General features: G+C 44.6%; 24 protein-coding genes and 1 other annotated feature. Of the genes, 21 read left to right on the forward strand and 3 right to left on the reverse strand.

Annotation, left to right across the window (positions count from 1 at the left end; all coding sequences use genetic code 11):
• The first annotated feature begins 342 nt into the window (after nt 1-342).
• The 4 genes from NSU15_RS04825 (at nt 343) to NSU15_RS04840 (ending at nt 3,233) form a co-directional block, all read left to right on the forward strand.
• A complete protein-coding gene (locus NSU15_RS04825) occupies nt 343-1,155 on the forward strand; it encodes a hypothetical protein (RefSeq protein ID WP_339289410.1) in 813 nt (270 codons plus the stop codon).
• A gap of 29 nt (nt 1,156-1,184) precedes the next feature.
• A complete protein-coding gene (locus NSU15_RS04830) occupies nt 1,185-1,988 on the forward strand; it encodes a hypothetical protein (RefSeq protein WP_339289411.1) in 804 nt (267 codons plus the stop codon).
• A 94-nt stretch (nt 1,989-2,082) separates the two neighbouring features.
• Nucleotides 2,083-2,481 (forward strand): helix-turn-helix domain-containing protein, encoded by a 399-nt coding sequence (locus NSU15_RS04835; RefSeq protein WP_042123336.1) that lies wholly within the window; start codon nt 2,083-2,085, stop codon nt 2,479-2,481.
• Nucleotides 2,433-3,233 (forward strand): IS3 family transposase, encoded by an 801-nt coding sequence (locus tag NSU15_RS04840; RefSeq protein WP_339291250.1) that lies wholly within the window; start codon nt 2,433-2,435, stop codon nt 3,231-3,233. Before NSU15_RS04835 ends, NSU15_RS04840 begins: the two co-directional genes overlap by 49 nt.
• Nucleotides 3,234-3,303: 70 nt before the next feature.
• Here the strand turns inward: NSU15_RS04840 and NSU15_RS04845 are convergent, their stop codons facing one another.
• The gene (locus NSU15_RS04845) at nt 3,304-4,251 is read right to left on the reverse strand and encodes an RNA ligase family protein (RefSeq protein ID WP_076118054.1); all 948 of its coding nucleotides are present in this window, start codon (nt 4,249-4,251) and stop codon (nt 3,304-3,306) included.
• Nucleotides 4,252-4,263: 12 nt separating this feature from the next.
• Complete coding sequence (locus NSU15_RS04850) at nt 4,264-5,232, reverse strand: Ku protein (protein ID WP_076118052.1); 969 nt, start codon at nt 5,230-5,232, stop codon at nt 4,264-4,266.
• A gap of 140 nt (nt 5,233-5,372) precedes the next feature.
• On the opposite strand from NSU15_RS04850, the gene NSU15_RS04855 reads away from it, so the two are divergent.
• The 7 genes from NSU15_RS04855 to NSU15_RS04885 all read left to right on the forward strand — a co-directional run bounded on the left by NSU15_RS04855 (nt 5,373) and on the right by NSU15_RS04885 (nt 11,309).
• Complete coding sequence (locus tag NSU15_RS04855; protein ID WP_156114724.1) at nt 5,373-5,543, forward strand: hypothetical protein; 171 nt, start codon at nt 5,373-5,375, stop codon at nt 5,541-5,543.
• Between the two features lie 31 nt (nt 5,544-5,574).
• A complete protein-coding gene (locus tag NSU15_RS04860; RefSeq protein WP_042131867.1) occupies nt 5,575-5,760 on the forward strand; it encodes an H-type small acid-soluble spore protein in 186 nt (61 codons plus the stop codon).
• 272 nt (nt 5,761-6,032) lie between these two features.
• On the forward strand, nt 6,033-6,455 hold the full coding sequence (tsaE, locus tag NSU15_RS04865; protein WP_231574234.1) for a tRNA (adenosine(37)-N6)-threonylcarbamoyltransferase complex ATPase subunit type 1 TsaE: 423 nt from the start codon (nt 6,033-6,035) through the stop codon (nt 6,453-6,455).
• A gap of 5 nt (nt 6,456-6,460) precedes the next feature.
• Nucleotides 6,461-7,294 carry a tRNA (adenosine(37)-N6)-threonylcarbamoyltransferase complex dimerization subunit type 1 TsaB gene (tsaB, locus tag NSU15_RS04870; RefSeq protein ID WP_042124514.1) on the forward strand — a complete coding sequence of 278 codons (834 nt, stop codon included), beginning with the start codon at nt 6,461-6,463 and terminating at the stop codon, nt 7,292-7,294.
• Nucleotides 7,291-7,815, forward strand: coding sequence for a ribosomal protein S18-alanine N-acetyltransferase (rimI, locus tag NSU15_RS04875; protein ID WP_076118049.1), 525 nt, complete (start codon nt 7,291-7,293; stop codon nt 7,813-7,815). Before tsaB ends, rimI begins: the two co-directional genes overlap by 4 nt.
• Nucleotides 7,812-8,861, forward strand: coding sequence for a tRNA (adenosine(37)-N6)-threonylcarbamoyltransferase complex transferase subunit TsaD (tsaD, locus tag NSU15_RS04880; RefSeq protein ID WP_042124518.1), 1,050 nt, complete (start codon nt 7,812-7,814; stop codon nt 8,859-8,861). The genes rimI and tsaD overlap by 4 nt, the downstream gene beginning before the upstream one ends.
• A 389-nt stretch (nt 8,862-9,250) precedes the next feature.
• Nucleotides 9,251-9,534: a binding site (T-box leader), on the forward strand.
• A gap of 239 nt (nt 9,535-9,773) precedes the next feature.
• The gene (locus tag NSU15_RS04885; protein ID WP_042124522.1) at nt 9,774-11,309 is read left to right on the forward strand and encodes a 2-isopropylmalate synthase; all 1,536 of its coding nucleotides are present in this window, start codon (nt 9,774-9,776) and stop codon (nt 11,307-11,309) included.
• A 406-nt stretch (nt 11,310-11,715) separates the two neighbouring features.
• Here the strand turns inward: NSU15_RS04885 and NSU15_RS04890 are convergent, their stop codons facing one another.
• On the reverse strand, nt 11,716-13,656 hold the full coding sequence (locus tag NSU15_RS04890; protein ID WP_042124525.1) for an ABC-F family ATP-binding cassette domain-containing protein: 1,941 nt from the start codon (nt 13,654-13,656) through the stop codon (nt 11,716-11,718).
• A 244-nt stretch (nt 13,657-13,900) separates the two neighbouring features.
• Here NSU15_RS04890 and NSU15_RS04895 point away from each other — a divergent pair, with 244 nt between their 5' ends.
• From NSU15_RS04895 to NSU15_RS04940, 10 genes are all read left to right on the forward strand, one after another.
• A complete protein-coding gene (locus NSU15_RS04895) occupies nt 13,901-14,536 on the forward strand; it encodes a 5-formyltetrahydrofolate cyclo-ligase (protein ID WP_042124527.1) in 636 nt (211 codons plus the stop codon).
• A gap of 3 nt (nt 14,537-14,539) precedes the next feature.
• Nucleotides 14,540-15,013 (forward strand): cyclic pyranopterin monophosphate synthase MoaC, encoded by a 474-nt coding sequence (gene moaC / locus NSU15_RS04900; RefSeq protein ID WP_042124529.1) that lies wholly within the window; start codon nt 14,540-14,542, stop codon nt 15,011-15,013.
• A 79-nt stretch (nt 15,014-15,092) separates the two neighbouring features.
• Nucleotides 15,093-15,578, forward strand: a complete 486-nt coding sequence (locus NSU15_RS04905; RefSeq protein ID WP_020429419.1) for a MogA/MoaB family molybdenum cofactor biosynthesis protein — start codon at nt 15,093-15,095, stop codon at nt 15,576-15,578.
• Between the two features lie 137 nt (nt 15,579-15,715).
• Nucleotides 15,716-15,958 (forward strand): twin-arginine translocase TatA/TatE family subunit, encoded by a 243-nt coding sequence (locus NSU15_RS04910; protein ID WP_042124532.1) that lies wholly within the window; start codon nt 15,716-15,718, stop codon nt 15,956-15,958.
• 150 nt (nt 15,959-16,108) lie between these two features.
• On the forward strand, nt 16,109-16,879 hold the full coding sequence (gene tatC, locus NSU15_RS04915; RefSeq protein WP_042131868.1) for a twin-arginine translocase subunit TatC: 771 nt from the start codon (nt 16,109-16,111) through the stop codon (nt 16,877-16,879).
• Nucleotides 16,880-17,337: 458 nt separating this feature from the next.
• On the forward strand, nt 17,338-17,619 hold the full coding sequence (groES, locus tag NSU15_RS04920; protein WP_036676506.1) for a co-chaperone GroES: 282 nt from the start codon (nt 17,338-17,340) through the stop codon (nt 17,617-17,619).
• Between the two features lie 78 nt (nt 17,620-17,697).
• Nucleotides 17,698-19,326 carry a chaperonin GroEL gene (gene groL / locus NSU15_RS04925; protein ID WP_042124534.1) on the forward strand — a complete coding sequence of 543 codons (1,629 nt, stop codon included), beginning with the start codon at nt 17,698-17,700 and terminating at the stop codon, nt 19,324-19,326.
• Nucleotides 19,327-19,460: 134 nt separating this feature from the next.
• Entirely contained in the window at nt 19,461-20,372 is a 912-nt protein-coding gene (locus NSU15_RS04930; protein WP_042124537.1) for a tyrosine-type recombinase/integrase, read from the forward strand.
• Nucleotides 20,373-21,136: 764 nt separating this feature from the next.
• Nucleotides 21,137-21,325: a hypothetical protein gene (locus NSU15_RS04935; protein ID WP_042124540.1), complete on the forward strand. Its 189-nt coding sequence runs from the start codon at nt 21,137-21,139 to the stop codon at nt 21,323-21,325.
• Nucleotide 21,326: 1 nt separating this feature from the next.
• Nucleotides 21,327-22,622 carry a DEAD/DEAH box helicase family protein gene (locus NSU15_RS04940; RefSeq protein WP_052414467.1) on the forward strand — a complete coding sequence of 432 codons (1,296 nt, stop codon included), beginning with the start codon at nt 21,327-21,329 and terminating at the stop codon, nt 22,620-22,622.
• The last annotated feature ends 145 nt before the right edge of the window (nt 22,623-22,767 follow it).

Raw genomic sequence — 22,767 nt, forward strand, 5'->3', positions numbered from 1 at the left:
GATATTCGCTCTAAATGAACGGAATCAGGGAATTCCTCCCTAATAATCATAGGAATTTCTTTATTCGTTGCCGAATAGGCCAAATTTCAGGGAAGTTTTCCCTAATTATAAGTCCGATGAACAGAAATTTCTGAATTTTAGGGAGGAATTCCCAATTACTCTATAGGTGCTTCACATATTGCATCCCTTGGCGCGTCACTTGTAATGTTAAGAACAAAAAAAGAGGCTGTCCCAAAAGCCATGATGGTTGCTTGGAGCGGCTTCTTTTTTTTGTAAGAAAATGTCCCTTTTTCTCATGCTGGAGTGTTATAGAAGTGTAATTAGAAGGAGGTGATTTAGAAATTGAAGCTAAATGATGAACTCAAAAAAACACTGATCGTGCTCTCGGCAGCAACCTTGTTAGGAACAGGAGTAGTTGTGAGTGGGGGTGCGTCTGGCTTGTCCCTTTCGATCGCAGCTGCCTCTGGACAGCTGACTGCAGTACCAACCGATCAGAAGCTCCAGAAGGAACTGCAGACCCTGGTTGCAGGATTGAAGGAAGGTACGTACTTGGCCTACTACGTACGTGACAAAGTCTCTAACCCTCAGGATACGATCAGCTTCTCTGGCAAAGGATTTGTTTTTAAAGACTACAAATCCTTTGCTGCTAAATTCAAAGCGTTGAAGGGCCCGGCTACTCCACAGCCCGGAAATCTTCCTAAGGGCTTCGCTCTGGCGACAGCCATCATTTATCCACCGTCTGTAGCAAACGATTCAGAGCTGTATTTACAATTAGAGCAGGAACTAAAGGCAGCGGCGGCAGGTGATCCCAACAAACAGTTGTTTAGCAAGATCATCAGTTGGAGCCAAACGAACTTGTCTATGCAGCTGTATGCCAAAGGAAAAGCCAGTTTTAGCATTGTAACTGGAGTGCCGCCCGCCAAACTCCCCGAAGGAGCTGTGCCTTTTGTACGAGCTTCAGAAACTAAGAAAGAACTGACGGTCAACGGTAGGAAAGTAATTCTTACAACCGATTCGGCTAAAGATGCAAGCTTCAACACTAAGCTAGTGTGGCTGGATAAATCAGGCGCGATACAATATACCCTTTCAGACAATCGGGTCAGTAAACTGACGACAAATGAAATGTTGGCTGTAGCTAAAAGCATGATCAAGTAACCAAGGGGTTAAAGGAGGATATTATAAAGATGATTAAAAAAAGTGCGGCCATCACGGGTTTGAGCCTGCTAGTGTTAATGAGCGCGGTAAGTGGAACGGCAGGCGCAGTGCCTTCAGGGAGTAATAATAAAAGCAAAGCTACTGCACCCATTGAACAGAACACGCCGGTATCGCCAACGATTGAAGCTTTGATTGCCAAAGAAAATATAGTTCCCTTAAAAGCGGGCGAAGTTAAAGTCCTTTATGTAAACGACAAGAAATCTAATCCAGATGAAACCTTGAGTATAAGATATATGCCGTACAGATTCAGTTCTACAAATGAAGCTGCGCAGAAGTTATCCTCATTAAGCGGAAAGTCACTCTTGATACCAGCCTCACTCCCGGAGGATTATAAGCTGCAGGATGTCGTGTTAAATCCAGTGCTTCCGAAGTTTTTCAGTGCAGAGTATAAAGTCCTCAAAGATCAGGTAAAAGCTAAAGCACAAGCTGCTGGTAAAAAAGTGATTTCACAAAGTTTTAAGTGGAGTGATACAGAAACCTCTATCACTTATCTGCGAAATGGGGAAAGATTAAATTTAAAATCAGCTCCAGCATATACGCTTCCGGAAGGGGTTACTTTAGCGCAGCTGCCTGGTGACCAGGATGAAAATTTGACCATCAACGGGGTTGAAGCAGTCTACACGGTGTTTGGTCCTCACCATGGAGATCTAAAAGTTCAGCTTGTATGGTCCAGTGCGGATGGAAGTATCGATTATACGCTGACGAATACGAAAAATACAACGCAGACTAAAGCAGAGCTGGAGGCTATTGTGACGACTCTTACAGCGCAATAAGAAACGTCCTCTCGATAAGTGAAGTGCACCCCTTAGAATAGACATTGGAAAAAACCCCTGGTTTATCCGATGAAATTCTAGGGGGTGCATTTTTATGGCGATTAAAGGACAGAAGTTTAAAAATTACTCAGATGAGATTAAAAAAGAGGCCATTCGTTTACATGTGGAGGAAAGATGGACTTATCGGAAAATTACGGAGCATTTTGAGATACAAGATCAAGGACGGGTAAAGAGATGGATGAAGAAATACCGAGAGCTAGGGGAATTTGGGCTACTAGATCAACGGGGGCGTCGTATTGAATATATCGATCAAGATAGGTATGTTCAAAAGCTCAAACGGGAAAATGAAATGCTAAAAAAGTGTTTGGAAATCTGGATGCAGGAGGTGAAACGCACAAATATAGAGTCATTGAGAACGCTGCAAAAGAGTATGCCGTTAGCAACCTGTGTAAACTCTTTAGGGTCTCTAGAAGTGGATACTACGCTTTCATGAAGCGCAAAGGAACAGATCGGGATCAGGAAGCAAAGGCGCTCATTCAGAAGGTCTATGAAAGGTATGAAGGAGTCTACGGTTATCGCCAAATTCAATTGTTCTTGCTACAAGACCACGGGGTTTGGATGAATCATAAGAAGGTACTCAGAATTATGCAGGATTTAGGCATTCGTTCGAGGATCCGCCGAAAACATCGTTGTAATTATGCTACTTCTGAAGGAGACCGTGTGGCGAAAAATATTTTGAAACGGGATTTCAAAGCGGATGCTCCCAACCAAAAATGGGTGACAGACATTACGCAATATCGTGTAGGCGAAAAGTGGCTCTATCTTTCTGCGATTAAAGATTTATTCAATAACGAAATTATCGCTTATCAAATGAGCGCTAGGAACGACAACGAACTGGTTCTCCGGACCTTTGAGCAGGCGTGGAGTCAGCAAAAAGACGTGACTGGACTGATCGTTCACAGCGATCAGGGATTCCAATACACGTCTCATGCATACCACGACATGCTGCCAAAGGTTGGGGCCCGAATCAGCATGTCTCGCCGAGGCAATTGTTATGACAACGCCTCTATGGAGAGCTTCTTCTCGCATCTCAAAACGGAAGGACTCTATCCTTATGATATCCGAAATATGGATGAGGCACAAAGGAAAATTGAAGATTACATTCGATTTTATAACCAACATCGGCCACAACGAAGGTTAAATAAGCTGCCTCCGGTAGAGTACCGGAAACAGCTTATTGCCTAGGGTCTTTTTTCAGTGTCTATAAAATGGGGGCTTGACCATAAATTCGGGAGGACGTTTTTTTGGGAAGAGTTTATCCTTTTTGTTCCATGGTACATGATTCGGGAGGAAGATCTACCCTCGCTTGAGTAACCGGCTGACGAAGAGTGCCTGAGGTATTCCATTCCAAAAAATGAACTTTGAAGACAAGCTTCGGTTTTATCCAAAAAGCACCCTTCCCTCGCTGGGGATCAGCTGTAAAGGGCATTTGATCTATTTTTAAATGCTGTACCTCTGCAGTTAAGTCGCGTTTATCCTGTACAGTCAATTTGCCTGGCCCGGCATGTCCGATATAATGCAAATTCCCTTTATCATCATACAGCCCAAGAAGTAGCGCATTGACGATGCCGTCACGGAAGGTTACACCCCCGGCTACTGCCGTAATATCCGAAATGATTTTGCGTTTCTGCCAGCGCTTATCTTTTCCACCTGGAGCATAAGTACTGTTGATGTCCTTACAGACGATACCCTCCAAGCTCTGACTCTGAGCAGCCGCGAACAGTTCTGTAGGATCGGTATAACTGGGTACGGCCTGTACATGGGGGTGCGGCAGCAGAATATCGCTTAGTAGCTGCTGCCGCGAGAATAAAGGTTGATCCATCGTCGATTGACCATTGTAGAACAGAATATCAAAAATCATATAAATGACAGGAACCTGATGCCTAACGACGGAAATCGTGGAACCATTCTTTAAACTGTCCCTCCGCATTACTTCATGGAATGAGGGCTTGCCGTCTTTGAGTGCAATGATCTCACCATCAAGAATAACGGAATCAGCCTTGCAGTAAGCAGCTACATCAGTAAGCTCAGGATATTGCGTGGTACGGTAATTGCCACGTCTGTTAATTAGCTGAGCATTGCTTCCGTCGGAATAGGACAACATGCGCACGCCATCCCATTTAATTTGTGCGATCCACTGGTTGCCTGCTGGAAGCTGCTCAGCCAGTATGGGTTCAAAAGGAATAATGGGCTGAAGCTTCATGGGCAGAGCCTCCTACGATACGGTGGTTTTGCTTTTTGGACTGCGGCGTTTCGGTTTTGGGGTGATGACTGGAATTGGTCCGGAAGCTTCGTTTTGCTGATCGGCAGGCTCAGCTGCTGTCTTAGTCTTGGAAGTTTTTCTTTTGGCAGCCGGAGCCGCTTTAGTCTTGGTCTTCTTGGTACCTGCTAAGGAAGGTCCAGGATCTGTAGGGATATGCTGTACAGCCTGAATACTGGCCTGCAATGCAGCCATTAGATCAATCACATTGCTCTCCTGTTTAGCGGGAGCGATATGAAATTCCTCGCCTGCTATCTTATGTGAGATTAGATCAAGCATGCGCTGACGATAATCATCGGTATATTTTGCCGGATCAAAAGGCGTGGATAGCTGTGAAATGAGCAACTTGGCCATATCCAGCTCTTTATCATTCACCGTCCCTGCTTCGGGCAGGCCAGGCACTTGCGAGACCGGTCGCACTTCATCAGGATAAAAAATAGTCTCGATGGCGAGGCAATCCTCCAGCACACGAATAGCTGCCAGACTGCTCTTAGAGCGAATCGAAATTTTGGCGATGCCAATTTTACCAGTTTGACGCATGGCCTCCATAAGAAGGCGATAGGCATTTGTGCCTGCCTGATCGGGGGATAAGTAATAGGTTTTTTGAAAATAAATGGGATCGATCTCCGTCAGGTCAACAAAGTCGAGAATGGTAATGCTTTTGCTGCTTTCGTCAGTTAATTGATCCAGTTCCTCCTTGTCGAAGAGAACGAATTTCCCTTTTTCATACTCATAACCCTTGCCGATTTCTTCCCAAGCCACCTCTTTGTCACACACCGGACATTTACGTACATACGACAGTGGGCTGCCGCATTCCTTATGGATATAACGCAGAGAAATGTCCTTGTCTTCTGTAGCGGAGAACATCTTAACTGGAACATGCACTAGCCCGAAGCTGATGGCTCCTTTCCAAACGGTATGCATGAGTAACGCCTCCTGATCTAAGTTATTCTGCTTTGGGTTAGTATGAGGCAGGAAAGGCTTTTCTAGCCGGGTGCATTTTTTGAGAAGCATGGGAAAATATAAAATCAGGCCTTTAAAGCTGAGGAGGAGAATACAAAGGGATGGAACCAAGAGGTAATGATTGGAGCGATGCGCTGAGCGAGCAGGATATACCGGCAACAGTAGTGGATTGGGACAGCATAATTGCTCCCCCGGAGGCTAGTCAGGTATCCGATTCGGAGAAGCTGGATGCAGAGCGAACGATCGAAGATACATCACCCTTAGAATCGTAAACTTTGAGAACAATAAAGGAGGAGAACAGTGGTGGACGTCAAACGAGCACAGGATATTTATGCTTCAAAAGAGACGGTAAGTGTACATTTGGATGGAGAACCTGTATGGATTGAGCATGTGGATGCACAGAACGGAATGGCTACGGTGCAAGTAGGCTCAAGACCAACCAATACGCATACAGTAGGCGTGGAACGGTTAGAGGAGCAAGAACATTAACGAATGACTACTCAGAGTGTGTGAATAAGCGGAATCAAACCTGTATAAAAGAGACTCTTTATGCTTATTTTTGCGTAGAGGTCTCTTTTTCTATTGTAAGCATACTGACATGTAAGATTGAACAGGGACAGTTGTTGCGGTGGATGGAGCATACCGATATAATTAAATGTAATGGTTTTTGGCAGGTATATATTAAAAGGTGGTAGTTGTAGTTGGACAATACAGACGAAACGGTGTTCACTTACCGTTCATACAGCCTCCAGGATACAGAGTTGCTTGCAGCTGCTCTAGCTACTGCTTCGTCGCCTGGGATGGTTATAGGTTTGGATGGCGATCTGGGCGCAGGAAAAACGGCATTCTCGCAAGGGTACGCTCGGCATCTCGGCGTAAAGGGGATCGTAAACAGTCCTACTTTTACAATTATTAAAGAGTATGAGGGCCGTCTACCGCTATATCATATGGATGTATATCGGATTTCGCTTCAGGAAGCGGACGAGCTTGGACTAGATGAGTATTTCTACGGGCAAGGCGTCTGCTTGGTGGAATGGAGCAGTATTATTACGGATTTAATGCCGCCGCGGCATATGCACATATACATGGAAACAGTCGGGCCGGATGAAAGAATGATTACGGTGACCGGAATTGGGGAGCCGTATGGTGAGCTTTGCCGGAAGCTGATCCAGAAGTGGGGTTAAGGAAGATGACGAATCAGAATACAGAGCCGCGCAAGCGGCTTTTAGCGCTGGATACATCAACTGCAGTATTAGGCGTGGCAATTACAGAGAATGGGGAACTACTGCATGAAATTAATGCTTCCGGAGAACGGAATCATTCAGTACATTTACTGCCGATTATAGAGCAGGCGCTGCAAGCTACGGGAACTACTGCTGCAATGCTGGGAGGGATTTCTGTAGGTGTGGGTCCTGGATCGTATACGGGAACACGTATCGCAGTTACTGCAGCCAAAACGCTGGCATGGGCATGGAATGTCCCGGTAGTTGGTATTTCGAGTCTACATGCAGTGGCATGGGGCGGATATCAAACAGCCCTCAAGAATAAGGCGCAAGAAGAGTTAGGACAAGCTAATGAGAACAGTGGCTTCGGGCCTGATTGGATCATTCCACTGATGGATGCACGTCGAGGACAGGTATACACCGGACTTTTCGCAGCTGAGAGAAATAACGCTCCTAGCCGTCTTGAACCTGATGCCATCCGTCTGATGGCAGACTGGGTAGATTATTTAGCTGAACGTTTAGAACAGGCGTCAGTTGAGGGTAATAAGCCCGCTGTTCTTTGGTTTGTTGGGGAGACTGCTGTGCATGGCAGCGAGGAATCGCTTCGTCCATTGAAGGATCTTGGTGCTTCTATTGCAGTTCCTTATGAAATGGAAGGCCGCTGGACAGGATTTCTTGGAGAAGCGCGGATTCTGGTAGAGAATGATGATATCCATAGTTTGATCCCTAACTATACTCAGATTTCAGAAGCGGAGGCCAATCTGCGGTTAAGCAGAGAAGGAGGCTTAAAGAAACAATGACGGAAGCGGAATCAATGGGAGCTCAGGAGGCTGAACTTGTTTTTCGTTTGATGAAGTTGGAGGATATTCCTGACATTCTTATCATTGAACGGGAAGCCTTCACGATGCCTTGGACGGAGGAAGCTTTTCGAAACGAGTTGACACATAATCATTTTGCAAAATATATGGTTATGGAGCTGGCAGGTCATATTATCGGTTATGCCGGTATGTGGGCCATCGTGGATGAGGCGCATGTGACGAATATAGCCTTGCTCGAAGCCTATCGTGGACGTAAATGGGGCGAACGCCTGCTCGAAGAGCTTATGAAGACGGCGTCTTATGTGGGGATGAAATCGATTACGCTTGAAGTACGGGTATCGAACGAGGTAGCACAGAATTTATATCGTAAAAAAGGCTTTCGTTCTGCCGGCACACGCAAAGGATATTACTCCGATAATCGCGAGGATGCGCTCATTATGTGGGCGGATCTGCCAGAGTACGAGGAGCATGGCAATATGGAAGGAAGCGTGGAATTAAAATGAAGACAGAAACGGGCGCAGCTCAGCCTGTACTTATACTTGCTATTGAGACGAGTTGTGATGAAACGTCGGTCGCTGTGGTTAAAGATGGCTCTGAAGTGTTATCCAACATTATCTCGAGTCAGATTGAGACGCATCGCGCCTTCGGGGGCGTGGTACCAGAAGTAGCTTCCCGTAAACATGTGGAAGTGATTACGCTGGTGATAGAGGAAGCACTCGCTACAGCAGGGGTTACACCAGATCAATTGTCGGCGGTGGCAGTTACGCAAGGCCCGGGTTTGGTGGGGGCTTTACTTGTCGGGGTAGTAGCAGCCAAGAGTCTTGCTCTCGCATGGGGCAAGCCGCTGATTGGCACTCATCATATTGCAGGACATATTTATGCTAACCGTTTAGTGGCAGAGTTGCAGTATCCCTGCATGACACTAGTGGTATCCGGCGGACATACTGAATTGGTTCATATGGAGCGGGAAGGTCAGTTTCGAATTATCGGACGCACCCGTGATGATGCGGTAGGCGAAGCCTATGATAAAGTGGCACGGGCACTGGGATTCCCTTATCCTGGCGGACCTCATGTAGACCGTCTTGCACGAGAAGCGGCGGAGGTTGTAACGTTGCCAAGAGTATGGCTTGAGCCGGATTCTTATGATTTCAGCTTCAGTGGCCTAAAGTCGGCTGTGCTGAACGTTGTGAATCAGAGTAAGATGAAAGGTCTCACACCAGATGTGGCGGGTATTGCCCGCGGGTTCCAAGAATCTGTGGTTGAGGTTCTGGTTGAAAAAGCAGTACGTGCTGTTAAAGCTACTGGCTCCAAGCAGTTATTGCTGTGTGGAGGCGTTGCTGCTAATGCTGGACTCCGCTCGGCATTGATCTCGCGCTGTGAAGCGGAAGGCATTGAGCTAATTATTCCACCTCCGGTATACTGCACGGATAATGCAGCGATGATTGGAGCGGCTGCTTACGTTAAGTGGCAGCATGATGGCGGTACACCGCTGGATATGGTTGCAGACCCAGGGTTCTCACTGGAACAATGGTCTGTATCCGCCTATTGACATCATTTGGAGCTAGCGAGTATAATCAGTTCAATTATACAAGGAAACGCGATGAGCAGAAGTAGTAAGGATACTCTGGGATAAGAGAGCTGCGGGTAGGTGCAACGCAGTCGAAGGAGACCTGAACTCGTCTAGGAGCGGAGCGGTGGAAACATTGCCGGCAATTGTCGCCGGAACGTTCGTACACTGTTTACGGGTAACCTCCGTGAAAGGGTGGTCGAGTATCTAACATACTGGACCGTAGAGTGGATGTTCAATTGGGATCGGCAGTAATTTAACCGGTACAGAGCATCAACAAGAGTGGTACCGCGAAGGTTAACAGCCTGTCGTCTCTTGAATGAGATGGCAGGCTTTTTTGTATGGATTTAGAGTAGTGAGTAACTTATATACAACACGCTAGGAACGGGAGTAGTAGAGAAAGATGGTGAACAGAGAGCTGCGGGGTGGTGCGACGCAGTCACCGGATGTCTTGAATCTCGCCCGGGAGCGGAGCGGCGGAAAGAAGAGTACGCTGCCTACGGCTGTCCCCGTTATCGGACCTTTCCGGTCCATCCTGATATCCTCAGGATGGACCGGGAAGAAGAGCTGGACGCAGCTTAACGGCTTGAATTATTTTAATAGCCTATGCGTCAAAAAGAGTGGTACCGCGGAGGGGTAACCCGCCGTCTCTTTATTAGAGACGGCGGGTTTTTGCGTTCTTATAGAAGCGGTTCCGGTTACGGACTCAGGCGCTACATAAGACGCCAAGAGTGAACCCTCAGCACATTCCAAATTGTGCAGTGGATTCATTCGTATCAGCTGCCGGCAGCAGTGGGTGGGGAATTTAGCAGGACTACAAGTCGACGTGTGGATCTGCGCTGAAGCATAGGCTAGGGTAAGGAATCTAATAAGAGGAAAACAGGAGGAATTCAGATGATTATTCCAGTAAAGAAACGTATACAAATTTTCGATACGACTCTGCGAGACGGTGAACAGGCTCCGGGCGCAAGTCTGACCCCAGAGCAAAAAATACTGCTGGCCTATAAGCTCGCAGATCTGGGTGTTGATGTGATGGAACCTGGATTCCCGATATCGAGCCCTGGTGATTTTGCAGCAGTACAGACGATTTCACGTAAGGTGCGAAATGTGGAAATTTGCGGTTTTGCACGGGCGGTTAAAGGGGATATTGACGCGGCAGTCCGGGCAACCCAAGATGCTGAACGGCGGCGGATTCACCTGTTCATCTCCTCTTCTGATATTCATTTGCAGCATCAATTGCGTATGAGCAGAGCTGAAGTCGTAGCCAAAGCCCGCGAGATGACGGCTTACGCGCGTCAATTCTCTGATGTCGTTGAATTCACGGCGATGGATGCTGCGCGAACAGGAATCGATGATCTGATTGAAATGGTTGAAGCTGTCATTGAGGAAGGCGCTTCTATTATCAATCTGCCCGATACGGTCGGTTACGCCTTGCCACATGAATACGGGGAAATGTTCCGACGAGTGCGGCTGGGAGCAAGAGGCGGGGACAAAGTAAGCTATAGTGCCCACTGTCACAATGATTTGGGGCTGGCTGTAGCCAACAGTCTGGCGGCGATTGATGGAGGCGCGACACAGATCGAAGTCACTGTGAACGGAGTAGGTGAGCGTACCGGGAACTGTGCACTAGAAGAGCTTGTGATGGCGCTCGAAACCCGCGGGGATGCGATTGGGGCAGAGACAGGCATTGTGCTAGATAAGTTGTACGATACTTCACGGATGATCAGCGGGGCAATGCATTTTCCAATCGCCTATAACAAGCCAGTCGTTGGAAGAAATGCTTTCCAGCATGAGTCAGGGATTCATCAGGACGGTTTGCTGAAGGATCGCAGCACCTATGAGATCATGGATCCGGAACGGCTGGGCATCCCACGTAGCATGATCATTCTGGGCAAGCATTCTGGCAGACATGCGCTGAAGGACCGGGCGGCGAAGTATGGCATTACGCTTGAGCCTGCGGAGCTGGATGCATTGTATGAATCGTTTAAAGAGACGGCTGACCGTCAAAAGGTTGTCAGTGATGACCAACTGCTGCAAATGGTAAGCACTACTACTGGACAACAAGCTCAGGTTTATGAATTGGGCGAGGTTCAGGTATTGGCAGGTAGCGCCCAGCGCCGGGTGGCCGCTGTTACGGTTCGCCATTTGAAATCTGGACAGGAAACTTCACATACTAGTACTGGGGATGGTCCGCTTGAGGCCATTATCGCTGCTATTGGCCAAGGGATAACAGAGGACATAGATTTTGCGGGACTTGAACTGCATTCACTTGGAAGTGGAGAGAATGCCCAAGCGGAAGCGGCTGTGATGGTAGAGTGGGAAGGTCTTAAATTTAGAGGCACAGCTACGCATCAAGATATTATCATGGCAGCAGGAATTGCTTACATTGCAGCCTGTAACGCTGCGCTGCTCTCTACACAAATTGTTTAATATATATAGACCCGCTGTCTGATTTAGAGGTAGCGGGTTCTTTTTTATCATAAAATGAAGGGTTTTTGGAGCGGTTACGTCTTTTGTCAAGTTGTGGACAACGTTATCCACATATTCTGTCTGAGTTGTGTAAAAAGTGCGTAAAATCAGCAATGTCGGCGTTTTTTTTAATGCCTCTATAACCATTTTTGTTAGCAGTGAAACCTTGTGGGAATTGTGGATAATGTGGATAATTCAGTGGATAATAATTCCTGGGAATTGAAAATACCGATTTATCGCATAAAAAAAGCCCCTAAGGGGCTTTTTTAGTAGGTAGTTATACACGAAACCTGTGCATAGAGCTGTGGATAACTATTTATGAACAAATCGAGAAATATGAAAAAATATTTATGAAGTGGATTTTACATTATTCGTCAGCAAGGATTTCCCATTCGTTAAATAAATCTGTAAGCTGCGTTTTTTTGTTTTTTAGGTCCTCTTCATAACCTTGAAGTGCTAAATAATCCTGATAAACTTCAGGTTTAGTCATTTCATTTTCTATAAAAGCGATCGACTCCTCTAGTGAGGCAATGCCTTCCTCGAGCTCAGCGATACGCCGCTTCCGGTTACGCTCTTCACGCTTGGCTTGCTTATCCGCTTCGAAGGAGGAAACAGTGCTTTTTTCAGGAACTGCAGCATCCTTGTTGACGTTCTTGGAGGCTAACTCGGCGGCATCTTTCGCTATCTCTTCTAATTCTCGTTTTTTCTCGATATAGTCATCGTAGTTACCAAGGTATTGGTCGATCCCCTCGGGATGAAGCTCCAGCACGCGTTCAGCCATTTTGTTGAGGAAATAACGGTCATGAGAAATGAAGAGCAATGTACCTTCGAAATCGATTAAAGCTGATTCCAGCACCTCACGACTGACCAAATCTAAATGGTTGGTTGGCTCATCGAGAATGAGCATATTTGCGCCGCGCAACATGAGCTTCGATAATGCCACGCGTGCTTTTTCGCCGCCGCTCAGCGCGGAGATCTTCTTAAGAACATCTTCACCACTGAAGAGGAAATTGCCAAGAATTGTACGGATTCTGGCTTCCTCAATCATTGGGTATTCACTCCATAGCTCTTCCATTACCGTATTTTTCGGATTAAGGCGTGTTTGCTCCTGATCATAATAAGCAACCTTGACTTTCGTGCCCCAATTCACGGTTCCAGCGGACGGCTCCCGGGTTCCGGTCATACACTGCAGCAGTGTAGATTTACCGATACCATTGGGACCGATGAGTGCCGCGGTTTCTCCACGCCGCAGTTCAAAAGAAGCATCCTTAAACAAAGGTGGACCATCATTAAAGGAAACGGCTACATTTCGAACTTGCAGCACTTCTTTACCAGACATGAAGTCGGGCTCAAAGGAGAAGCTGGCTTTCTTCAGATCGCCCATCGGTCGATCTATGCGGTCCATCTTCTCAAGCGCTTTGCGTCTGCTCTGCGCACGTTTCGTGGTAGATGCTCGCACTATGTTTTTCTGTACGAAATCTTCCATTCTTGAAATCTCATCCTGCTGTTTCTCATACTGTTTCATTCGTGCTTCATATTCAGCAGCCTTCAAATCTACATACCGGCTGTAATTGCCTGTATAACGTCGAGATTGATGACGTTCGATCTCTACAATAGTAGTCACAAGCCGGTCCAGGAAATAACGGTCATGAGAAACAACCAGAATTCCGCCAGCATAACTGCGAAGATAATCCTCAAGCCAAGTTAATGTTTCAATATCCAGATGGTTCGTAGGCTCATCCAGCATTAGAAGATCGGGAGCCTGAAGCAAAATGCGGGCTAATGCGAGCCGAGTCTTCTGGCCACCACTAAGTGTGGCGATGGGTGTATCCGGTGGGAACTCGCCGAAGCCCATGCCGTGCAGGACACTTCGGATTCGTGTATTCATTTCATAACCACCGTGATCCTTGAACCAATCTGATCGGCGGGCATATCGTTCGAGCAGCTCTTCGTACCGTTTTGGGTCTTCTGCCAGCTTAGGATCAGCAATGCTTACTTCCATCTCTCTTAGCTCAGCCTCGGCTTCGATTAACGGTGCGAAAACGGCCATCATCTCTTCATGAATGGTTTTGTCGGATTGAAGTCCGCTATTTTGGGCTAAGTACCCGATTGTAGTTTCTTTTGATTTATGAATTTGACCGCTGTCGTAGGACATTTCACCAGCCAGAATTTGTAGAAAAGTTGATTTTCCGGCACCATTAACACCTACGAGTCCAACACGTTCCTTTTCATTTACCTGGAGGCTTATGCCGTCTAGTACGTTCTGTATACCATATGATTTTGTAATTCCTGTCGCTTGAAGAAGCATAACGATGAAACCTCCACCCTTGCATATTTCGCCTTGGTATTTATACCTCAGCCGTATGAACAACTTATTCTATAGTTTACATGAAAAGCGTTTCCCAAGCGAGAGCTCGATATATCGGAAGCAAGGAATAAAGACCTGGCTCGGAAACACAGTCCTATCCACCTTGGCGAACCGGGGAGAAGAGTGGTAAACTGGATTTACAAACAAGGATAAGCTTGGGATAAATATATGGGGGTGACCGACGATGTCAAGTAAGGGGTCGGTGATCTCCAAAATAAAGCAACAACTAAGAACTGAGAAGACCATCGCCCGAAACGAGCTCTCCTCGGACCAGAAAAGGGAATTGTCTTTTCTGGTCTGCAAGCATGCATCAGAGTGGCTGAAGACGAAGGACATCGCCTCACTGATGGCTTATGTATCTTTCCGTTCTGAACTCGATACCAACGCGCTTCTTACACAGGCGTGGAAGGATCAGCGCAGGGTACTGCTGCCGCGTGTTATTCCGGCAAGTGGTGCAATGAGTGTTCATAGGGTGAGCGCGTGGAGTGAGCTTGAGCCGGGGGCGTTTGGTATCCATGAACCTATTGTATCCGGCAAAGATTCACAAGAAATTGAAGTTGTTACACTACCCGAGGTTGTGTTTGTTCCGGGGCTGGCTTTTGATCTCCAAGGGGGTAGGCTTGGTTACGGCCGAGGATACTATGATCGATTGCGTGCGACATGGGAGACGGAAGAGTATGCCGCTGCGAAGCCGCCTGTCTGGATCGGGCTAGCCTATAGTATGCAGCTGGTTCCGAAGGTGCCCATGGATGAGCATGATGCCTTTATGGACATGCTGATTACTGAAAATGGCATAGTGCACTGCCGAAAAGGAGAGTGAGCCGTGGAATTGACCCATTTTAACGAGCAGGGAAGAGCTCGTATGGTGGATGTGAGTGAGAAGGAGATTACGAAGCGGACAGCTGTCGCGCGGAGTAAGATCAAGATGGCAACGGAGACGCTTAGTGCCATCAAGGAAGGTAAGATCAGTAAAGGAGACGTACTTGCCGTTGCGCAGATCGCTGGGATTATGGCGGCCAAGAAGACGTCTGACTGGATTCCGATGTGCCATCCGCTCCCGCTTACCGGTATTGACATCAGCTTCTCCGATAACAGCGAAGATGAACTTTATATAGAAGCAACAGTCCATACCACCGGAAAGACCGGAGTTGAAATGGAGGCGTTGACCGCTGTTTCTGCCTCAGCATTAACGGTATATGACATGTGCAAGGCTCTTCAGAAGGATATGATTATCGGACCAACGCTATTAGTGTCTAAAAGCGGGGGCAAGAATGGAGATTACGCGCTTGAACCTTGATCAGATCTTATGTTCGATGCGCTGAAGCAAGCGGGCTGCACTGTACAGCTAATTATACATAGAGAGGGAGGACAAACCTATGGCGTGGAAAACAGCAATCCTAACGGCCAGCGATAAAGGGGCCAGGGGCGAACGGGAAGACACGAGCGCCCAGGTTATTCGGGAGCTGGTGGAAGAGGAGCTTGGGGGCGAGATTGTTGAATATCGGATCGTGCCCGATGAACAAGATGAGATTATCGCAGCTTTGATAGAACTGACAGATTATTTTCAGGCGGATCTGGTATTGACGACCGGAGGTACCGATCTAGCAATACGCGATGTGACTCCGGAGGCTACTCGGCGTGTAATCGAGCGGGAAGTACCTGGACTTTCAGAAGCGATGCGAAGTACAGTGATGCAAAAAAACCGTGCGGTGATGCTGTTCCGCGGGATATGCGGCATTCGTGGACGCACGTTGATTGTTAACTTACCGGGTACACCGAAGGGTGTTCATGAGAATTTGGCAGCCATTATGGATCAATTACCGGAAGCGTTACTAATGGTAACTGGCCAATACCGCCAATAACATTGTCATATTCTTGTCACGTCACAAGGATAAACTATTTATAGAAGATAGTGGATGTAACTGTGACAAAAGTTATGGTATTATTAGTTTATCGTAAACGATGCCATGATCGGATAGACGGACAAGGAGGAATAATAATGTTTAGTGGAATTGGAACTCCGGGTATTATCTTGTTGGTTATACTGGCACTGCTCCTCTTTGGCCCGAATAAACTGCCAGAGTTAGGCCGCGCAGTTGGACGAACCTTCCGTGAATTTAAGGAAGGCGCACGTGAAATCATCGGTGATACTGATCCGGTGAAGAAGAGCGAAGCTCCTGTGCCGACGGCCCCGCAGACGGTCGCTGCAGATATTCCTCAGGACAAACGCCTGCCGGAATAATAATAAGTTTAACAATGGGGCTATCTCACAAGTCTAATAGACTTAGGAGACGCCCCTTTTTCAATTTGCTTGTTGCTTTCTGCAGAAACGGGCACAGCTTTACACAAAGCTGGTGTAATGTTTCTACTCTTGTCATGGGATGGTGTCAGGATGTCTCTCGAAACGGAAGAAATGTCGGTGGTGGATCATCTCACCGAGCTGCGTAAACGGATTATTTATGTGCTGATTGTATTTATTCTTGGATTGGTAGGAGGTCTGTTCTGCGCCAAGCCCATTTACGATTATTTAATTAGTACAGATCTAGCACAGGGCTTTGTTCTGCATGCGTTCTCATTCTGGGATGGTATCGGGATGTATATGAAGATCGCGATGGCGGTTTCGCTTGTCATTTCAATCCCTTTTATTGCTTATCAATTGTGGGCTTTTATTAGTCCAGGCCTTCGACCAGAAGAGCGTAGTGCAACATTGCGTTATGTTCCATATGTTTTTGTTCTTTTTTTAATCGGTCTTTCTTTTGCTTATTATGTGGTTTTTCCAATGGCGCTTTCGTTCACGATCTCAATCACCCGGAGTATGGGGCTGGAAGAGACCTACGGAATTGCGCAATATTTTAACTTCATGTTCAGTCTGGTGCTACCTTTAGCGTTGTTGTTTGAGCTTCCGCTGCTGGTGATGTTTCTGACCAAACTGCGGGTTCTTAATCCGATACGCTTGCGTAAAATGCGTCGATACGCCTATTTCACGCTTGTCTTTATCGCCGTAGTCATCACTCCCCCAGATTTCATCTCGGACTTTCTGGTGACAATTCCACTGCTCATTTTGTATGAGTTCAGTGTATTCTTATCTGCATTTGTCTATCGCAAACAGCTTGCTGCAGATGCAGCGAGGGAAGAACAGTATGTTAAGAGTGAGGAAGAGTGATTAAGGGCTGTCGCTAAGTAGATATTTCTACGAAAGAGACAGCTCTTTTATTTTTAAAACGCCTTTAAAGTAAAGATGTGTTTAGTCTTTTTGAAATGTTCAAGCGTAGGTGGTACAGTTGAAACTACTGGGAATCAAACGCATATTTTCACACCCTGTGGATAGAATGTTATAGAGTGTGTGCCTAGGACAACCGGTGAAACGTTGTTTTTACGAAAACAAATGCGAATTTGTGTAAAAGGACTTGAAATTCGGGCTCAAGTTGAGTATCATAAAAATTGTTGTTAGCACTACAGACCGTCGAGTGCTAACGCTTATGGAAAATATGAGATGGACCAGAGATTTGTAGCGTCCAATTGATATTTTTCATAAACATCAGAGAGTTAGAAGTAAGGCCAGCAAGTTCTAAACTATGTTTTGAAGCAAAATAACATAATTTTAAAGGAGGCTATTTTTTCATGATCAAACCTTTAGGTGAACGCGTATTGGTGCTACCGAGCGAGCAGGAGGAAACCACTTCATTCGGGATTGTGCTTCCGGACTCCTCGAAAGAAAAGCCACAAGAAGGAACAATTATTGCAGTAGGCAGCGGAGCTTTGAAAGATGGAGTACGTGTAGCGCTTGAAGTAAAAGAAGGCGACCGTGTTCTTTTCTCAAAATATGCAGGAACAGAAATCAAATACGAAGGCAAAGAATATTTGATTATGAAAGAAAGCGACATTCACGCGATTCTTGACTAAGCGAGATTCGATCATAAGCTAAATCTAAACTACTTAAAGTAACGTGATATACAAAAAATTCTAGGAGGTAATTACACAATGGCTAAAGAAATTAAATTTAGTGAAGAAGCTCGCCGCTCTATGTTGCGCGGTGTAGATGCTTTGGCAAATGCGGTAAAAGTTACACTCGGACCAAAAGGCCGTAACGTGGTGCTTGAGAAAAAATTTGGTAGCCCGCTTATCACTAACGATGGTGTAACTATCGCTAAAGAAATCGAACTTGAAGATGCATTCGAGAACATGGGTGCTCAACTAGTTAAAGAAGTTGCTACTAAGACTAACGATGTAGCCGGTGACGGTACTACAACTGCAACGGTTCTGGCACAAGCTATGATCCGTGAAGGTCTGAAGAACGTAACTGCAGGCGCTAACCCAATGGTTATTCGCAAAGGGATCGACAAAGCAGTTCGTGCAGCAGTTGAAGAATTGCAAAAAATCGCTAAGCCAATCGAAGACTCCCAAGCTATCGCTCAAGTAGCTGCTATCTCTGCTGCTGACGAAGAAGTGGGCCAATTGATTGCTGAAGCTATGGAAAAAGTAGGTAAAGACGGTGTTATCACTGTTGAAGAATCCCGTGGATTCGCTACTGAGCTTGAAGTTGTAGAAGGTATGCAGTTCGACCGCGGTTACATTTCCCCGTACATGATTACTGATACGGACAAAATGGAAGCTGTTCTGGAGAACCCATACATCTTGATCACTGATAAAAAAATCAGCAGCACTCAAGAAATTCTTCCATTGCTTGAAAAAATCGTTCAACAAGCTAGACCGCTTGTTATTATCGCTGAAGATATCGAAGGCGAAGCACAAGCTATGTTGATCGTGAACAAACTGCGTGGAACATTCAACGCTGTTGCTGTTAAAGCTCCTGGCTTTGGCGACCGCCGCGAAGCTATGCTGCAAGATATCGCTGCTCTGACTGGTGGTCAAGTGATCACTGAGAAGCTCGGTCTTGATCTGAAGAGCACTTCCATTGAACAACTGGGTAACGCACGTCAAGTACGCGTAACTAAAGAAAACACAACAATCGTAGACGGAAGCGGCGACAAAGCGGACATCAATGCTCGCGTAAGCCAAATTCGTGCTCAACTGGAAGAAACAACTTCCGAGTTCGACAAAGAGAAATTGCAAGAGCGTTTGGCTAAATTGGCTGGCGGCGTAGCCGTTGTCAAAGTTGGCGCTGCAACTGAAACTGAATTGAAAGAGCGTAAGCTTCGCATCGAAGACGCCCTGAACGCAACTCGCGCTGCGGTTGAAGAAGGTATCGTTTCTGGTGGTGGTACAGCTCTTGTGAACGTATATAGTGCTGTTGCTGCTGTAGATGTAACTGGCGACGAGAAAACAGGCGTTAACATCGTGCTTCGTGCGCTTGAAGAGCCAATTCGCACCATCGCAGCTAACGCTGGTCAAGAAGGTTCCGTAATCGTGGACCGCTTGAAAAAAGAAGCAGTAGGTATCGGCTACAACGCTGCTACTGGTGAATGGGTGAACATGTTCGAAGCAGGTATCGTTGACCCTGCTAAAGTAACTCGTTCTGCTCTTCAAAACGCTGCATCTGTAGCGGCTATGTTCTTGACTACTGAAGCAGTAATTGCTGACAAGCCAGAACCAGAAAAACCAGGTATGCCTGACATGGGCGGCATGGGTGGAATGGGCGGCATGATGTAATAAGGCTGATTAAGCCTGTAGCATCATCTGAGAAATAGTTAAGGCTATTTTTTGCTCAGTTTGAGAACTGGTCACGTTAAAAACTATTTTCTAAAGTATAGACTACTTCCTAAAAACAGGAGGTAGTCTTTTTTATGTTATTAAAATTTGCTTTTCAGGATTTTCTCGATGACAGACGGTTTAAGAATACAACGGAAAAGAATATAAGGAACTATCAAACTATGCTTGGCGAGTTTGTGGAGTATTGTAATCAGCACGAGGTTGTAAGTGTGGAGGACATAACATATAACCATGTGCGTCAACATCTTATGGAATGTCAGGAGCGGGGTAATAAGTCAGGTTCTATTAATACAAAACTTATGCGAATCAGAGCCTTTTTGAACTATATGGTGGAATGTGAAGTTATAGCGAAAAATCCAGCTAAAAGAGTCAAAATGCAAAAAGAAGATGTTAAGATTGATGTTTTCACAGATGAGCAAATACGTCAGATGCTTAACTTCTACAGACGTATTAAGCAACGGGAAAAGAGTTACTTTGCTTATCGGGATTATATGATGATAGTGACTATACTCGGAACAGGGATTAGAAGAGGTGAGATCATTAATCTAAAATGGACTGATATTGATTTAATTAATCAAAACATTGCGGTTTTCGGTAAAAGCAGAAGAAGAGATACACTTCCGATAACTGATAAGTTAACTAAGGAATTAGCAGCATATCGTACTTATTGCTCTCAGCATTGGGGAGATTTAAGTGACTATGTTTTTGTGAAAAGAGATAATACTCAAATGACTGAAAATGCATTGATGTTGATTTTTAAGTATCTAGGAAAAAAAATGAATTTTAAAGATGTTAGGGTATCTGCTCATACTTTTCGTCATACATTCTGTCATCGACTTGCAATGTCAGGAATGAGTGCCTTTGCCATTCAAAAGCTAATGCGTCACCAAAACATTACGGTTACGATGAGATATGTTGCTATGTGGGGTAATGAACTGAGGGAGCAGAATACGAGGTTCAATCCACTTAACGATTTGGATATATAAGCAGTTCAAGTGATGAAGAAGGAGAATAAAACCTTGTTCTTTTGACTCTTTCATTACAGCTACAAGCATCGTTAACGTACTGGGGTATTGTCTATGACCATAATCAGCAGTGAACAACTATAAAAAAGTTCTTTTCAATTACCGTGGGATTTTCGCTCCCAGTCATATAACTATATATAGAGTAAATGACAAGCATAAGTTTGAAAGTGAGGTGAAGGGGATAGGTTGAAAGATGATAAATTGATATGATCTTGTGTAATCGGCTATTCACATACCCGTAGAAACCCTTATTTAGTTTTTGACGAAACGAAAGGTACAACTGCTCTCAATTGTCATTATCAGAAGAATCGTCAGAGATGCTTATCTGATGCTTTAATGGTGTTTTTAAAAGAAATTTTAATCTCTCAACCTTTGAAAGCTTTAAAAGATTTTTAAACACTTTTAAACAATTTCAAAGATATTTGATGATTTGAGCGATGAATTTCTAAAAGACTATAAAAGACTTTAAAAGACTATAAAAGACTTTAAAAGACTTTAAAAGACTTTAAAAGACTTTAAAAGACTTTAAAAGACTTTAAAAGACTTTAAAAGACTTTACAAGACTTATATAGCTTATCCGAATGTTTATGCACTGCCAAATTAGTAGAATCAACTTCCCGCTTATCACTATATGAAGTGAACCACCCTCCGAGAGATACTCGGAGGGTTTTATTTTTGCTGATTACATCACAGGTTCACAAACTCACGAAGGAGAGATGATGAGAATGAATGATAAGGAATTACGTGGAGAATTATTTGGATTACAGAAGAAATATGGAACGCCAACAGTTTTCATTGCAACAAAGTGTGGGGTTTCTAGGGAGCATTTATCGAGATGGCTACACAATGAGTCATATGTGATCTCAGATGAGCTAAAGACAAGACTTAAATTATTTTTCAAAGGGGAAATGTAGAATGACAAATGTTAACGTAGTAGATGCTCCCTGTGGTTATGGTAAAACATCATGGGCAATCCAATACATGAATGAAATGAGTATTGAATCCCATAGATTCATTTATGTCACTCCCTTTCTAGATGAAGTAAAAAGAGTCCAAGAAGCTGTGTATACTCGGAATTTCCATGAACCTATATCCATAAAGGGGGAAACAAAACTAGAGGACTTACATCGTCTATTGGGACAAGGGTATGACATTTGCACCACACATGCCTTATTTCAAATGGCAAACACAGAAACAAGGGAACTAATAAAAAGTAATAACTACACCCTGATTCTAGATGAGGTAATGAATGTAATTGAGCAAGTTCCTCTCAGAAAAAATGATTTAGATTTCTTGTTTGAAGCTGATGCCATTGAATTTGATGTTAGAGATAATCGATTGAAGTTCATTAAATGGAAAGTAGATAAAATCGGCTTAGACACAAAGTATAATGACATCAAAAAAATGGCATTAACAAACAATCTTATGTACTGTGATAATTCTGCTTTAATATGGAATCTCCCTTGTGAACTGTTTTTGTTGTTTAAGGACGTATTCATTCTAACGTATTTATTTAAAGGGCAATTTCAACGCTATTATTATGATTTGCACAAAATTAAATATAGATATTTATCTGTTGCTAAAGGACAACAGGGTTATAGCTTAGTTCCATATGTGAATAGGCAAATCCATGATAAGACAGTACTCAGTGAGAGAATATCTATTTATGAAGGGCAACTCAATACAGTCGGAGAGAAAAGGAATGCACTTTCAACAAGCTGGTTTGAGAAAATTGATAATAAGGATTTGATAATTACGTTAAAGAGAAATACTTATAACTATCTATCAAATATGTGCAAGGCAAACAAAGACACAGCCCTATGGACAACTGTTAAAGGGAACAACGATAAAATTATGAAAAAAGTAAAACCAAGAAGCTTTGCTAAATGCTTTATTCCAATGAATTTAAGAGCAACTAATACTTACAAAGATAGATTTCATCTCGCTTACTTGATTAATAGGTTTATGAATCCTATCGAGAAAAAATTTTTTGAACAATATGGTGTTACAGTTGACCAAGACGCTTGGGCATTGTCAGAACTTATACAGTGGGTTTGGAGAAGTCGTATTAGGGATGGGGAACCAATTGAGATTTACATTCCCAGTAGTCGAATGCGGGGACTATTTCAACGTTATTTAAGAACTGATGAATTTGAAAGTCTACCAGACAGCACTATTACTAATGAAGTACCTAGTGACTGGCATCTTTGATATTTAGGCAAACAGATTGCCTAAGTACATCGAATAAACCCAGTGAATATAAGGAATTTCAAAGTGTTTCCTTAAAGAAAAAGATTAAAAATATTAATATATTATTCATTCACTACTTGTGGGAGAAAAAAATATTACTTTTTGC

Source organism: Paenibacillus sp. FSL E2-0201 (genome assembly GCF_037963325.1).
Taxonomy (GTDB): Bacteria; Bacillota; Bacilli; order Paenibacillales; family Paenibacillaceae; genus Paenibacillus_AQ.